Origin of the sequence: Rugamonas rubra (assembly GCF_900114705.1) — a bacterium.
GTDB lineage: Bacteria > Pseudomonadota > Gammaproteobacteria > Burkholderiales > Burkholderiaceae_D > Rugamonas > Rugamonas rubra.
The window spans coordinates 269,134-283,218 of sequence record NZ_FOTW01000005.1; the positions used below are offsets into that span (position 1 = coordinate 269,134).

Sequence of the window (14,085 nt, forward strand, 5' to 3'; positions counted from 1 at the left end):
GCCCCACGCGCCGCCCAACAACAAAATGGCGCCACCCGGCGCCATTTTTCATTCCCCCAAGCCGGCGCTAGCCGACCGTGCCGATGATACTGACCTCGCGGTTCTCCGGGATCTCGTTGTAGGACAGCACGTGCAGGCCGGGCGCGAACAGGCGGGCGTAGCGCGCCAGCAGAGGTCGGATCTGCGGCAGCACCAGCAGCAGCGGCGGCGTGGCCTGCTGCTTCATCTGCTCGCGCGCCACCGGCATGTTGACCTGCAGCTGGGCCAGCAGGTGCGGGTCGATCGGATAGTTGTCGAGCACCACCTTGCCGCTCTGCCGCGCCTGGTTCAGCGAACCGAGCAGCATATTCTCCAGGTCGCCGCCCAGGTTGAAGGCCTGCATCTCCGGCTTCTGCCCGAACAGGCTGGAGACGATCTGCCGGCGCAGCGCGCAGCGCACCTCGGCGGCCAGCAGGATCGGGTCCTTGGTGGTCTCCGAGCTGTCGAGCAGGGTGGTGGCGATCGGCACGATGTCCTTCAGCGAGACGTTCTCGGCCAGCAGCACGCGGAACACCCGCAGCAACTGGGTGTGGGTGAGCGCCTTGTCGAGCGCGCCCGACAGCTTGGGCGACAACGCCGCCAGCCGCTCGAGCAGGGCCGCCACGTCCTCGTGGCGGAACAGCTCGGGCAGGTACTCGCGGATCAGCTTGGACAGGTGGGTGGCGATGGCGCTCGGCGCCTCGACCACCTGGTAGCCCAGGCCGAGCGCGTTGGCCTTCTCGCCCGGCTCGATCCAGGTGACCGGCATGCCGTAGGCCGGCTCGATGCCGGGGATGCCGTCGATCTGGCCGTAGACGTTGTGCGAGGGGATCGCCATCAGGCGCTCGGGGAACACCTCGGCCGAGGCCACCGTGGTGCCAGACAGCATCACCGCGTACTGCGAGGGTTTCAGGCCGAGGTCGTCGCGCACGGCGATCGGCGGCAGCAGCAGGCCCATCGCCTCGGACAGGCTCTGGCGCAGGCCCTTGATACGCTTGGACAGCGGCTCGCCCTGGGCCTTGTCGATCATGCCGACCAGCTTGTAGCCCAAGGCCACCTGCAGCGGCGCCACCGCAGGCAGGCTCTGCCATTCCAGCTCGGGCGCGCGCTCCTCGCGCAGCGCCGCCTCGATGGCGGCCAGGTTGTCGTTGTCGGGCGCCTTGACGTGCTGGCTGAGCTTCCAGCCGACGAAGCCGAGCACGCCGGCGAAGCCGGTGAACATCATCCACGGCATGCCCGGCACCATGGCCAGCACCAGCATCATGCCGGCGGCGCTGAGGATCACCGGCGGCGAGGCCAGCAGCTGGCTGCCGACCTGCTGCTCGAAGTCGCCCGAGTCGGAGATGCGGGTTACCAGGATGGCGGCGGCGGCCGACAGCAGCAACGCCGGGATCTGCGCCACCAGGCCGTCACCGATGGTCAGCAGGGCGTACTGGCGGAAGGCCTCGCCGAAGCTCATGTCCTGCATCAGCGAGCCGATGGCGACGCCGCCGACCATGTTGATGATCAGGATCAGGATGCTGGCGACGGCGTCGCCACGGACGAACTTGGAGGCGCCGTCCATGGCGCCGTAGAAGTCGGCCTCGGCGGCGACGTCGAGACGGCGCGCCTGGGCCTTTTCCTGGTTGATCAGGCCGGCGTTGAGGTCGGCGTCGATGGCCATCTGCTTGCCCGGCAGCGCGTCCAGCGTGAAGCGGGCCGACACCTCGGAGATCCGTTCGGCACCCTTGGTGACGACGGCGAAATTGATGATCATCAGGATCACGAAGACCACGATACCGACGACGAAGTTGCCGCCGATGACGACCTTGCCGAAGGCCTCGATCACCTGGCCGGCCGCGGCGGTGCCCTCGTGGCCGTGCAGCAGCACCACCCGGGTCGAGGCGACGTTCAGGGTCAGGCGCATCATGGTGGTGGCCAGGATCACCGTCGGGAACACCGAGAAGTCGAGCGGCCGCTTGGCCGAGACGCTGACCAGGATGACGATCAGGGCCAGCACGATGTTGAAGGTGAACATCACGTCGAGCAGGACGGGCGGCAGCGGCAGGATGATCATCGCCAAGATCACCAGCAGGAAGGCGGGTGTGGCGAACTTGTGGCGACGCAGCTCTGCGATCATCCGGTTCAGGAAATTCATGACGGCGAAACCTCACTCATGGACGGTGGAATGACCACCTCGTTGGGGAATGGTGGCTGGACGGCGCGCCGCCCAGTACGGAAAGCTTGCAGTTGCAGCACGTAGTTCAGCACCTGCGAGACGGCCTGGTACAACTGCACCGGGATCTGCTGGTTGACCTGGCTGGTGTTGTAGATGGCGCGCGCCAGCGGCGGCAGCGGCAGCACCTCGATGTTGAACTCGGCGGCCAGCTGGCGGATGTACAGGGCCATCTCGTCGACGCCCTTGGCCACCACGTAGGGCGCCTCGGCGCGGCCCTCGTCGTACTTGAGGGCGACGGCGTAGTGCTCCGGGTTGACGATGACGACATCGGCCGTGGGCACGGTCTTGCGCGCGCTGCGCTTGGCCATCTGCCGCTGCAGCTGGCGGATGCGGTTCTTCACCTCGGGCCGGCCCTCGTTGCTCTTGTGCTCCTCCTTCATGTCCTGCTTGCTCATGCGCTGCTGCTTGGCGAAGAAGTAGGCCTGGGCCGGCACGTCGATGACGGCGAAGATGACGAACACCGAGCACAGCGACATCAGGCCGTCGAGCATCAGGTTCGAGCCGCTCATCATGGCCTGGCCCAGCGGCATGTGCTGCAGCTGGGTGTAGTCGCGCACGGTGGAGCGGGCGACGTGGGTCAGCACCCAGATCAGCACGCCGGCCTTGCCGAGCGAGATCAGGAAGTCGAAGCCGTGCTTGGCGGAGAACAGGCGGCCCAGGTTGGTGGCCGGACTCAGCCGCTCCATCTTGAACGACCAGTTCTTGGTGCTGGCCACCCAGCCGCCCGGCACCAGCCCGCCGAGCACGATGAACAAGGGCACCACGAACAGCGGCGCCACCATCTTCACCAGCAGCCAGATGGCGGTGGAGAAGACGATCGACAGCGCGTTGTCCAACGAGCCCTCGCTGGCCAGCGGCGCGAAGCCCTGGTGGAACAGTTCGAGGAACTCGCCGTAATAGGTCGGCAGCAGGTAGACGAACAGCTTCAGGCTGACCAGGATGCCGATCGCCGTCGACAGGTCGCGCGAGCGCACCACCTGCCCTTCCTGGCGCGACTTCTTGAGTTTCTGCGCCGAGGCCTTTTCTGTCTTGTCGCCGGTCGACTCAGCCATGGCCGGCCGCCGCCATCTGCGCCTGGATCATCTCCAGCACGCGGTCGGTCATCATGGTGTAGTGCGCGGGGATGAAGCGCACCAACTGCGACAGCATCAGCAGGCCGAAGATGGTGATCACCGAGAAGCCCAGGGCGAACAGGTTCAGGCTGGGCGCGACGCGGTTGAGGAAGCCGAAGCCGAGCTGCACCACCAGGGTCGAGAACACCACCGGGATGGCCAGCAGCATCGCCGCCGAGAAGATCCAGGCGACGTTGTAGGCCACCGTCTGCAGCAGCAGCGGGCCGTAGCCCTGGCCCAGCGGCCAGGCCTTGAAGCTGTGCGCCAGCACCGAGGTGAGCACCAGGTGGCCGTCGATGGCGAAGAAGACGATGATGGCCAGCGCCGACAACAGGGCCGAGACGACGTCGGACGACTGGCCGTTCATCGGATCGTTCATCACCGCCATCGACAGGCCCATCTGCGACGACACCATGAAGCCGAGCACGCCGATCACCGCCATGCTGAAGTGGAAGGCCAGGCCGAGCACGAAACCGAGCAGGGCCTGCTCGACGGTGGCCAGCACGCCCTGCAGCGAGATCGGGTCGATGGTGTGGGCCGGGCCGGCGCCGGTCAGCGGCAGCAGCACCACGGCCAGCACCAGCGAGACCAGGATGCGCACCGTCACCGGGGTGGCCGACTCGCCGATCACCGGGGCGGCCGACAGCAGCGCCATGCAGCGGCAAAACGGCCACCACAACGCGGTCAACATCGGCAGCAACTGGCTGAACACGGTCTCCATGGGGCGGATTGCGGGCCGGCTAGCCGACCAGGGAGCCGGCGCGGGTGAAGATGGAGACGCAGAAGTCCATCAGGTAGCCGGCCATCCAGCGGCCCATCACGATGATCGCCAGCAAGGTCACCAGCAGGCGCGGCAGGAAGCTCAGCGTCTGCTCGTTGATCTGCGTGGCGGCCTGCACCAGCGCCACCACCAGGCCGGTGATCAGGCCGGGCACCACCAGCAGCACCACCAGCAGCATGACGATGTGCAGCGATTCGACGACGAGGTCGACGGCAACTTCGGGGGTCAGCATCAGTAGGCCTGTATGCTCGTGACGAGCGTATTGACGGTCAGGGTCCAGCCGTCGACCAGCACGAACAGCAACAGCTTGAACGGCAGCGAAATGACCAGCGGCGACAGCATCATCATGCCCATCGCCATCAGCACCGACGACACCACCAGGTCGATGACCAGGAAGGGGATGAACAGCATGCAACCGATCTGGAAGGCGGTCTTGAGCTCGGACAGCACGAAGGCGGCCAGCTTGACGGTGAAGGCGTGCTCGGCCGGGGTGCTGATCTTGTCCTCGCCGGCCAGGTGGGCGATCTGCTGCAGCGCCGCCTTGCTGGTTTGCGCCAGCATGAAGCGCGAGATCGGCTTCTCGGCGATGCGCAGGGCGTCCTGCAGGCCGATCTGGTCCTTGTCGTAGGGCACGAAGGCGTCGCGCCAGATCTGCTCGCCGATCGGCCGCATCACCAGCAGGGTGAGGATCAGGGCGATGCCGGTGATGATGCGGTTGGGCAGGCCCTGCTGCAGGCCGAGCGCCTGGCGCAGCAGCGACAGCACGATGACGAAGCGGGTGAAGCTGGTCATCATCATGACCATCACCGGCAACAGACCCAGCAGGGTCATGATGATCAGGATCTGCGTCTTGACGGTCAGGTCCGTCTTGGCGCCGGGCACCACCTCGCCGAGCAGGTCGACCGCGCCGGCCGTGCGCGGCGCCAAGCTCAGCAGCAACAGCAGCAACAGTCCGCAGCCCAGCGCGGTCGGCAGCGCACGCCGCCAGCCCGCCGCGGGGGTCACACCGTGCGTCATGGGGTCATCATGTCGAGGTTGAGACCGTCCAGGTCGATCACCTTCAATCCATAGTTCTCGCCGGCGACGACGACCTCGGCGCGGCCGATGGCGGTGCCGTTGACCTTGATGATCAGCGGCTCGCCGGCCTGCACGTCGAGCTCGACGACGCTGTCGGGGCCGATCGCCATCAGGTCCTGCAGCGAGATGCGGGCCGAGCCCACCTCCAGCGTCAAGGTCACCGGAATCTTGCGCATCATCTGCGGCAGGTCGCGGCGCGGCTTGGGCTCGACCGGCTCGGGCAGCTCGGCGCCGACCTGGTCGATGATCATTTCCTCGGACAAATCTTCCAACAGGGCGTCGCTGGTACCGCTTGCATTCATGTTCATCATGTTATTCGACATCTTCAAAAGAGGTTAAACAGAGTTTGCCCTTGTGCTCGGTCACGGCCGCCGTGAACAGGCGCGAGTCGTCGAGCAGCACGTCGGCGCGGTGCAGGCTGACCGGGATGATGTCGCCGACCCGCAGGTCGAACAGGCTGCCCAGCGGCACCTCCTTGCTGACCAGGCGGCCGTGCAGGCCGACCTGCAAACGCTGCGCCAGCGGGCCCTGGTTCTTGCCGCCCTTCTTGTTCAGTTCGCGCGCCGGCATCAGGCCGCGCAGCACGCTGGCCATCAGCGCCTTGTCGAGCGAGAACCAGAAGCGGCCGGTGGCGCCGCTGTCGACGTCGCTGACGGTGACGGTGACGATCCAGGTGCCCTTCGGCGGGTGGGCGCCGGCGGCCGGCTTGAACTCGTCGCCCTCGGCCGGCGCCGCCTTGTCGATGGCCGGCAGGTTGAGCTCGATGCGGCCGGCCAGGGTACCGGCCAACTGTTGCCCCAACACCACAGCGAGGCGTTCCTCGGTGGCGGTGACGCGCACCGCGCTCTCGTCGACGGCGGCGGCGGCGCTGTTGCCCTCGACCTTGCTGTCGTTCTTGTTGCGGCCGTAGCGGAAGTTCAGCACGCTGAGCAGGACCTTGCGTTCCAGCGAGAAGCCGATGTTGCCGGACGGCGCGGCGAAACTGAGCCAGCGGCCGATCTGTTCGCCGCCCTCGAGGCGGCCGAAGACGACATCGTCGACCTGGAAGCCCCCCCAGTAGCGCCGGCTCATGTTCAGGCGCATCGCCTGGGCCAGGTCGTCGCGCAGCTGGGCCGCGAAGATGTGCAACAAGTGCACAGGCCGCCCCAGCAAGCAGGGATCGAGCACTTGGTGTTGCGCGGTCGGTTTTATGGTAGTCATGTCGTGGTCATGTCGAAACATACTGGTGCCTGCTTCCAAGACCCGTGCTCGCCGCCGCTGGCGGCGACCGCAGCGGCCTCGATTCTCAGGAAATTCGGCTGCTTACCGTATCGTATCTTAAAGTAGGACGATCTCGGTAGCACAGGATACATCATAATTCACATTATTGCCACGCAACAATATTTTATTTGCCATAAAACAATAATGGAACGGCCAAATAGACCTTTACAAGAAAGTTGCTAGGCAGTAAGCTTCCTCGTATCATAGCGCAGGTCTGGCCGCTGCAGAACAACTTTGTCAAACTGCGCTTAGTGAATGATTTATAACGATATTTGCTTAAAGAAAACAGTTTCGATTGTAAAGAAACTGTCTGGCGGCGGGTATGGTTTTCGAGCAACCCTGGACGCGCGGAATCGTGGTATTGATATGCACGGGCCGGAGCGAGGCGCCCACAGCGTGTCAGGGTTTGACCGACATGCCTCTACCGCTTGTCCTACCGGACGGCGATATGCAGAGCGGACCCGCGGCACGGCCGGCAGTGCCGGGCGCCGGGTCTGCGCAGGACCAGCAGTTATGACCAACGTTGCAAGAGAAAGTGGAGGTGGCAACATGAGCAATGGTATCGCAACCCTGATTCAGGCGGATCTCGCCTCCCTCAGCAACGCAGCGCACAACCTGGCCGGCGACAGCATCGCCGCCGCCGCCCAGTTCGCCGGCGCCGGCGCCGCCCCGGCGAGCTCGTTCGCCGACTCGATGAAACAGGCCATCGGCAGGGTCAACGAGGACGACCGCGTGGCCGGCCAGCGCATGGCCGACGTCGACAGTGGCAAGAGCGAGGACCTGGTCGGCGCCATGCTGGCCAGCCAGGAGGCCAACCTGTCCTTCTCGATGTTGATGCAAGTACGCAACAAAGTGATGGGCGCGGTCGACGAACTCATCAAACTTCCGCTGTAAGTCTTCGCGAAAGCAATCCAAGTGATCAACACCCTCAAGTCCGCCTTCGCGCGCTGGCGCGCGGATCCCGCGCTGCCGTCGCTGCCCCCCGCCCTGGTCAAAAACCTGTATCCGCTGCTGCTGCTGGCGGTCGGCGTCACCGCCATGGTGCTGATGTACCTGTGGAGCGACCAGTCGGCCTACAAGCCGGTGTTCGGCGCGCGCGAGCGCGTCTCGGCGCCCGACATGATGGCCGTGCTCGACACCGACCACATCCCCTACCGCCTGCATCCCGACAGCGGCCAGGTGCTGGTGCCGCAGTCGATGCTGGGCAAGGTGCGCATGCTGCTGGCGGCGCGCGGCGTCACCGCCCAGCTGCCCGCCGGCCTCGAGCTGATGGACAAGAACGACCCGCTGGGGGTCAGCCAGTTCGTCCAGGACGTGCGCTTCCGCCGCGGCCTGGAGGGCGAACTGGCGCAGTCGATCATGACGCTCGACGCCATCGGCCACGCCCGCGTCCACCTGTCGATCGCCAAGTCGACCTCCTTCGTCTCGAGCGACGGCGACAAGTCGTCGGCCTCGGTGGTGGTGGCGACCAAGCCGGGCCGCACCCTGGCGCCGGAACACATCGCCGCCATCGTCAACATGGTGGCCGGCAGCGTGGCCAGCCTGAGCCCGCAGCGGGTCAGCCTGGTCGACCAGGCCGGCAACCTGCTGTCCTCGCACGTCGACCTGGCCGACGGCTTCGACGCCGGCAGCAACGGCAACGACAACGGCAAGCGCTTCCAGGACGAGATCCGCAGCAACGTCAGGAACCTGCTCGGCACGGTCATCGGCGAGGACAACTTCCGCCTCAGCGTCACCGCCGCCGTCGACAACGACAAGGTCGAGGAAACGGTCGAGAAGTACGGCGACGCGCCCAAGGTCACCAGCGAGGCCATGCGCGAGGAGCAGGACCGCAACCGCATCGCCATGGGCGTACCGGGCACCCTGTCGAACCGGCCGCCGCCGGCCGCCACCGACGCCAAGGCCGCCGACGGCGCCGCCAAGGCCGACGACGGCACGGCGCGCAAGAACGCCACCACCCGCCAGTACGCCTACGACCGCAGCATCACCCAGACCAAGCGCAGCCGCGGCACGCTGAAGAAGCAGAGCATCGCCGTGGTGCTGGCGCAGGCCGCCGCGCCCTTCCCCAAGACCGGCTGGACGCCGGCCGAGCTGGCCAACATCGACAAGTTGCTGCGCAACGGCCTGGGCATCGACACCGAGCGCGGCGACCAGCTGGTGGTCAGCGCCATGAACTTCCCGGCCAAGGCGGCGCTCACGCCATGGTGGCAGGAGCGCGACACGGTGGTCGACTTCAGCTCGTGGATCATGTACGCCGTCGGCGCCCTGCTCGGCTACCTGCTGCTGCTGCGTCCGCTGCTGCGCCTGCTGACGGCGCGCCTGACGCCGTCGCCGGCCGCCGCCGCCCGCCTGGCCGCCGAACGCCGCAGCGCCGAGGCCAGCACCGTGGCCGCCGGTGCCCACGGCGCCGGCGCGCCGGCGCTGGCCTCGCCGGAACACGCCGCCGGCGAGGCGGACGCGCTGGCAGCCGGCGCCGCCGGCATGCCGGGCATGCCGGTGGTGCCGCTGCTGGAGAACTACGATTTGCCGCCGGCCGGTTCGGCGGTCGACGTGATGGTCGACCACCTGAAGGTGCTGGCCGAGAAGGAACCCGAACGCGTCGCCGAAGTCGTCAAACAATGGATGCAGAAAAATGGCCGAACTCAATAGCATGCAAGATTCCATGGACCAGCCCGAGGGCGTCTACCTGACGCCGGTCGAACAGGCCGCCATCGTCCTGCTGAGCATAGGCGAGGAGCCGGCCGCCGCCGTGCTGCGCTGCCTGTCGCGCGAGGAGCTGCTCGAGGTGACCCAGGTGATGTCGCGCATGAGCGGCATCAAGGTCGAGTCGGTCAAGCACGCCATGCAGACCTTCTTCGACGACTACCGCCAGCAGTCCGGCGTGCACGGCGCCTCGCGCAGCTACCTGAAGCGCTCGCTCGACCTGGCGCTGGGCAACGACATCGCCAACACGGTGCTCAACAGCATCTACGGCGACGAGCTGCGGCCCAAGATGGCGCGCCTGCAGTGGGCCTCGCCGAAGTGGCTGGCCGAGTACATCTCCAACGAGCACGTGCGCATGCAGGCGGTGTTCCTGGCCTTCCTGCCGGCCACCCTGGCCGGCCAGATCCTCGACGCCCTGCCCCTCGAGGGGCGCGACTTGGTGCTGCTGAATTTGGCGCGCCTGGACGAGATCGACCGCGACCTGCTGGTCGAGCTCGACCAGCTGGTGGGCCGCTGCCTGGGCACCTTCGACATGCAGAGCACCAGCGTCGAGGGCATCCGCCAGGCCGCCGAGATCCTCAACCGGCTGCCGTCGAACCGGGCGCAGATGGTCGAGCTGCTGCGCGCCCACGATCCCGAGGTGGTGGCGCAGATCGAGCTGTCGATGTACGACTTCTTCATCCTGTCGACCCAGTCCGAGGTGGCCATCACCCGCATCATCGAGGAGGTGCCGCTGGAGCAGTGGGCCATCGCCCTCAAGGGCGCCGAGCTGTCGATCCGCGACGCGGTGCTCAAGACCATGCCGAAACGCCAGGCCCAGGCCTTCGAGGACATGATGCGGCGCGCCGGTCCGATTCCGATGTCGCGCATCGAGCAGACCCGCCAGGAGATCATGGCCACCGTCAAGGCGCTGGCCGACAGCGGCGAAATCGAGATCCAGCTGTTCGCCGAGGCGGTGGTCGAATGAAGCAGTTCCGTCCCTACCGCTTCCCGCCGCTGTCGCAGGTTGTTGCAGTCGCGCAACGGGCGCACCCGAACGGTTCGAACGGCAGCGGTGGCGTCGACGCCGGCGCGCAGTGGCAGGCCTCGGTCGGCGAGGGCTTCGAGCAGGGCCAGCGCGACGGCTACGAGGTCGGCCTGTCGCGCGGCCAGGAGGACGGCTTCGAGGCCGGCCGCGCCGCCGGCCAGGAACAGGGCCGCGAGGAGGGCCGCGCCGAGACCCTGGTGGCCTACGACCAGCTGGCGCGGCCGGTCGACGCCATGCTCAAGAGCTTGAAAAAACTGCGCGCCGACTACCGCGCCGCCCAGCGCAAGGAGGTGGTCGACCTGGTGGCCAAGGTGGCGCGCCAGGTGATCCGCGCCGAGCTGGCGCTGCAACCGGTGCAGATCATGGCCCTGGTCGACGAGACCCTGGCCTCGATGCCGCCGACCCGCGAGGAGATCGACGTCTTCCTCAACCCGGAGGAGCTGAAGCGCATCAGCGAGCTGGACCCCAAGCGCGCCAAGCGCTGGAACCTAATCGGCGACGCCCGCCTCGACGCCGGCGAGTGCCGCATCAAGGCCGGCGACAACGAAGTCGATGCCGGTTGTCATCAACGTCTTGCCGCCGTCATGGAACAGGTCGATAATCAGTTACAAGCCGCCGACGGCGGCGACGACACGGAAAGCGAAGAATGATCGCCGATGCCTTGCGCAACCTAGAACTGGGCGCCGTCCCGATGGCCACCCCGACCGGGCGGCTGGTCGGCGCGTCCGGCTTGTTGCTCGAGGCGGCCGGCTGCCGGCTGCACACCGGCCAGCGTTGCCAAATAGAGACAGTCAGCGGCGAGTGGCTCGACGCCCAGGTGGTCGGCTTCCGCGAGAAGCTGTCCTTCCTGATGCCGTTCAAGAAGGCCATCGGCCTGACCACCGGCGCCCGCGTGCTGCCCTCGCAGGACAAGGTCAGCCTGCAGATCGGCCCCTCCTGGCTGGGCCGCATGGTCAACGGCCTGGGCGAGCCGATCGACGGCCTGGGCAAGCTGGGCGGCGAACATCCGCTCGAGTCGACCCCGCCGCGCATCAATCCCCTGAAAAAGAAACCGGTCACCGAGTCACTCGACGTCGGCGTGCGGGCGATCAACGCCATGCTGACGCTGGGCAAGGGCCAGCGTGTCGGCCTGATGGCCGGCAGCGGCGTCGGCAAGTCGGTGCTGCTCGGCCTGATCACCCGGCAGACCGTGGCCGACGTGGTCGTCGTCGGCCTGATCGGCGAGCGCTCGCGCGAGGTGCGCGAGTTCGTCGAGATGTCGCTCGGCAAGGACGGCCTGGCCAAGGCGGTGCTGGTGATCGCCCCGGCCGACGAGAGCCCCTTGATGCGCATCATGGCCACCGAGATGTGCCACTCGATCGCCGCCCACTTCCGCGACCAGGGCAAGAACGTGTTGCTGCTGGTCGACTCGCTGACCCGCTACGCCATGGCGCTGCGCGAGGTGGCGCTGGCGCTGGGCGAGCCGCCGGCCACCAAGGGCTATCCGCCGTCGGTGTTCTCCAACCTGCCGCAGCTGGTCGAGAGCGCCGGCAACGGCGAGAACCCGGTCGGCAGCATGAGCGCCATCTACACCGTGCTGGCCGAGGGCGACGACCAGCAGGACCCGGTGGTCGACACGGCGCGCGCCATCCTCGACGGCCACATCGTGCTCAGCCGCGAACTGGCCGAGCGCGGCCACTATCCGGCCATCGACGTGGCCGCCTCGATCAGCCGCTGCATGACCCAGGTGATCACGACGCCGCACATGCTGGCGGCGCGCGCGCTCAAGGCCAGCATGGCGCGCCACGACCGGGTGCGCGACCTGATCCCGCTGGGCGCCTACGTGCCCGGCGCCGACCCGGTCACCGACAAGGCCGTCAAACTGCATCCGGCGGTCGAGGAGTTCCTCTGCCAGGGCACCAAGGAAGCGGCGCCCTTCTCCCCCTGCGTCGATCAACTTGAGAAGCTGATGACATGAGCCAGCACAACATCCGCAACCTGACCACCTTGGTGGCGCTGCGCAACACCGAGGTCGAGCGCCTGCAGACCGAGATGGCGGAAAAGGCCAACCTGCGCGAGCGCTACCAGAAGAACCTGGACCGCCTCACGGGGCTGTACACCAACAGCGGCGCCAGCGGCGCGCTGCACATGGCGCTGGCCGGCAACTGCGGCGACTACAAGCAGGCGGTGATGCAGCTGGCCGACACCCACCGGCTCGACCTGCACATGCACGAGGCCGACATGGCAGTGTCGCAACAGGCCCTCAACGCGGCCTGGATGAAGCGCGAGGTGCTCGGCAAGGTGCTCGACAAGCAGCACCAGGTGGTCCGCAAGGAGCAACATGTACAAGAGCGCAAGCAACATGACGAATTGGCCACACAAGCCTGGTTCCGCGGCCAGAAAAACGAAAAATAGTTGAGAATATTTTCATACGGAAACGATTTAGGTCGCCTTATAACAAGGTACACTTCATCCATCCTTTCCAAGGGGCACGATCATGGCACTCAACAACATTAATTACGATCCGAAAACGACCGCGACCAACCTGGCCAACTCCTATGTCGCCGGGTCGCAGTCGATGATCGACAGCCGCAGCAAGGTGGCGACCGCCACCAAGACGGCGCTGACCACGCTGAGCAGCGCGATGGGCGCCTTCCAGAGCACGCTGTCCTCGCTCAGCTTGGGCAGCAAGACCATGAGCGCCAACGCGGCCACCTTCAGCTCGGCGGTCGGCACGGCGACGGCCACCTCGGCGGCCATCGCCGGCACCTACTCTTTCTACGTCGAACAATTGGCCACCGCCGGGCAGATCTCCTATGGCGGCCTGAGCGACACCACCGCCGCCGGCAGCGGCAACCTGAGCGTGATGCTGGCCGACGGCAGCAGCTTCCAGGTCAGCCTGACCACCGCCGACAACAACATGGACGGCACCCTGTCGCCGAAGGAAATTGCTGCCGCCATCAACGTCGCCGCCAGCAACAATTCCCGCATCACCGCCTCGACTATGAACATCAACGGCGCCACCACGCTGGTGCTGACCTCGAACCTGACCGGCGCCGCCAACGGCGCCTCGCTCGACACCGGCGGCGTCACCAACGCCGCCCTCAAGGCGGCGCTGGACGACGCCAACAACCAAAAGCAAGTGGTCGCCGCGCAGGACGCCGTGGTGTGGCTCGGGGCCAAGACCACCGGCACCCAGATCACCCAGGCCTCCAACGTGTTCAGTGTGATCGACGGCGTGACGATGACCTTCACCAAGGCACAGGCCGCCAACGAGGCACCGGTGACGCTGACCGTCGCCGCTGACAGCGCCGCCACCAACGCCAACGTGCAAAGCTTCGTCGACGCCTACAACAAGATGCTCACGACCCTCGACGGAGTGACCGATGTCGGCGACCCGGGCAAGGGCGTCGGCGCAGCGGTCTTCGCCTCCGACTCCGGCCTGGGTGCGCTGCGCAACCGGCTGCTCGGCACGCTGCGCACGGCGATCGGCGGCCAGACCCTGGTCAACTACGGCATCAGCGCCAAGCGCGACGGCACCCTGGCACTGGACACGGTCAAACTGGGCAAGGCAATCGCCGCCAATCCGACCGGCCTGGACGGCCTGTTCGGCAAGGCCTCGCTGAGCAACAGTAGCGGCGTGCTCGGCGCGCTCGACAAACTGATGGGTCAATGGACCAATTCGGCCAGCGGCCAGCTGGCTACGCGCAAGAGCTCGGTCGACAAGGAGCAGATCACGCTGGCCGACCGCCAGGCCAAGGTGCAGGCCCAGTTCCAGAACGCTTACAACCGCTATTTGGTCCAGTTCACCAACCTGCAGACGCTGCAGTCGAAGATGAACAACACCTCCAGCCTGTTCACCGCGCTGTTCTCGTCGAACAACAGCAGTTCCTAACCGGCAGGCGGCCGG

General features: G+C 66.6%; 14 protein-coding genes. 7 read left to right on the plus strand and 7 right to left on the minus strand.

Annotated elements, in window-relative coordinates:
• Positions 1-67: 67 nt before the first annotated feature.
• Genes BM252_RS03720 through BM252_RS03750 form a run of 7 tightly spaced genes read right to left on the minus strand, consistent with a single transcriptional unit; the run spans position 68 to position 6,406 of the window.
• A complete protein-coding gene (locus tag BM252_RS03720; RefSeq protein WP_093383823.1) occupies positions 68-2,155 on the minus strand; it encodes a flagellar biosynthesis protein FlhA in 2,088 nt (695 codons plus the stop codon).
• A complete protein-coding gene (locus BM252_RS03725) occupies positions 2,152-3,288 on the minus strand; it encodes an EscU/YscU/HrcU family type III secretion system export apparatus switch protein (protein ID WP_093383826.1) in 1,137 nt (378 codons plus the stop codon). The genes BM252_RS03720 and BM252_RS03725 overlap by 4 nt, the downstream gene beginning before the upstream one ends.
• Complete coding sequence (gene fliR, locus BM252_RS03730; RefSeq protein ID WP_093383829.1) at positions 3,281-4,069, minus strand: flagellar biosynthetic protein FliR; 789 nt, start codon at positions 4,067-4,069, stop codon at positions 3,281-3,283. Before fliR ends, BM252_RS03725 begins: the two co-directional genes overlap by 8 nt.
• A gap of 19 nt (positions 4,070-4,088) precedes the next feature.
• Positions 4,089-4,361: a flagellar biosynthetic protein FliQ gene (locus BM252_RS03735; protein WP_093383832.1), complete on the minus strand. Its 273-nt coding sequence runs from the start codon at positions 4,359-4,361 to the stop codon at positions 4,089-4,091.
• The gene (gene fliP, locus BM252_RS03740) at positions 4,361-5,146 is read right to left on the minus strand and encodes a flagellar type III secretion system pore protein FliP (protein ID WP_093383835.1); all 786 of its coding nucleotides are present in this window, start codon (positions 5,144-5,146) and stop codon (positions 4,361-4,363) included. The genes BM252_RS03735 and fliP overlap by 1 nt, the downstream gene beginning before the upstream one ends.
• Positions 5,143-5,514, minus strand: coding sequence for a FliM/FliN family flagellar motor switch protein (locus BM252_RS03745; RefSeq protein ID WP_425442254.1), 372 nt, complete (start codon positions 5,512-5,514; stop codon positions 5,143-5,145). Before BM252_RS03745 ends, fliP begins: the two co-directional genes overlap by 4 nt.
• A gap of 4 nt (positions 5,515-5,518) precedes the next feature.
• Positions 5,519-6,406: a FliM/FliN family flagellar motor switch protein gene (locus BM252_RS03750; RefSeq protein ID WP_139236272.1), complete on the minus strand. Its 888-nt coding sequence runs from the start codon at positions 6,404-6,406 to the stop codon at positions 5,519-5,521.
• Between the two features lie 609 nt (positions 6,407-7,015).
• Between BM252_RS03750 and fliE the strand changes: the two genes are divergently transcribed.
• The 7 genes from fliE to fliD all read left to right on the plus strand — a co-directional run bounded on the left by fliE (position 7,016) and on the right by fliD (position 14,070).
• The gene (fliE, locus tag BM252_RS03755) at positions 7,016-7,360 is read left to right on the plus strand and encodes a flagellar hook-basal body complex protein FliE (RefSeq protein WP_093383844.1); all 345 of its coding nucleotides are present in this window, start codon (positions 7,016-7,018) and stop codon (positions 7,358-7,360) included.
• Positions 7,361-7,381: 21 nt separating this feature from the next.
• The gene (gene fliF / locus BM252_RS03760) at positions 7,382-9,115 is read left to right on the plus strand and encodes a flagellar basal-body MS-ring/collar protein FliF (protein ID WP_093383847.1); all 1,734 of its coding nucleotides are present in this window, start codon (positions 7,382-7,384) and stop codon (positions 9,113-9,115) included.
• Complete coding sequence (locus tag BM252_RS03765) at positions 9,099-10,136, plus strand: flagellar motor switch protein FliG (protein ID WP_093383850.1); 1,038 nt, start codon at positions 9,099-9,101, stop codon at positions 10,134-10,136. Before fliF ends, BM252_RS03765 begins: the two co-directional genes overlap by 17 nt.
• Entirely contained in the window at positions 10,133-10,846 is a 714-nt protein-coding gene (fliH, locus tag BM252_RS03770; RefSeq protein ID WP_093383852.1) for a flagellar assembly protein FliH, read from the plus strand. Before BM252_RS03765 ends, fliH begins: the two co-directional genes overlap by 4 nt.
• Positions 10,843-12,153 carry a flagellar protein export ATPase FliI gene (gene fliI, locus BM252_RS03775; protein ID WP_093383854.1) on the plus strand — a complete coding sequence of 437 codons (1,311 nt, stop codon included), beginning with the start codon at positions 10,843-10,845 and terminating at the stop codon, positions 12,151-12,153. The genes fliH and fliI overlap by 4 nt, the downstream gene beginning before the upstream one ends.
• Positions 12,150-12,590: a flagellar export protein FliJ gene (locus BM252_RS03780; RefSeq protein WP_093383856.1), complete on the plus strand. Its 441-nt coding sequence runs from the start codon at positions 12,150-12,152 to the stop codon at positions 12,588-12,590. Before fliI ends, BM252_RS03780 begins: the two co-directional genes overlap by 4 nt.
• Before the next feature lie 82 nt (positions 12,591-12,672).
• Complete coding sequence (gene fliD, locus BM252_RS03785) at positions 12,673-14,070, plus strand: flagellar filament capping protein FliD (protein WP_245774070.1); 1,398 nt, start codon at positions 12,673-12,675, stop codon at positions 14,068-14,070.
• Positions 14,071-14,085 lie beyond the last annotated feature (15 nt).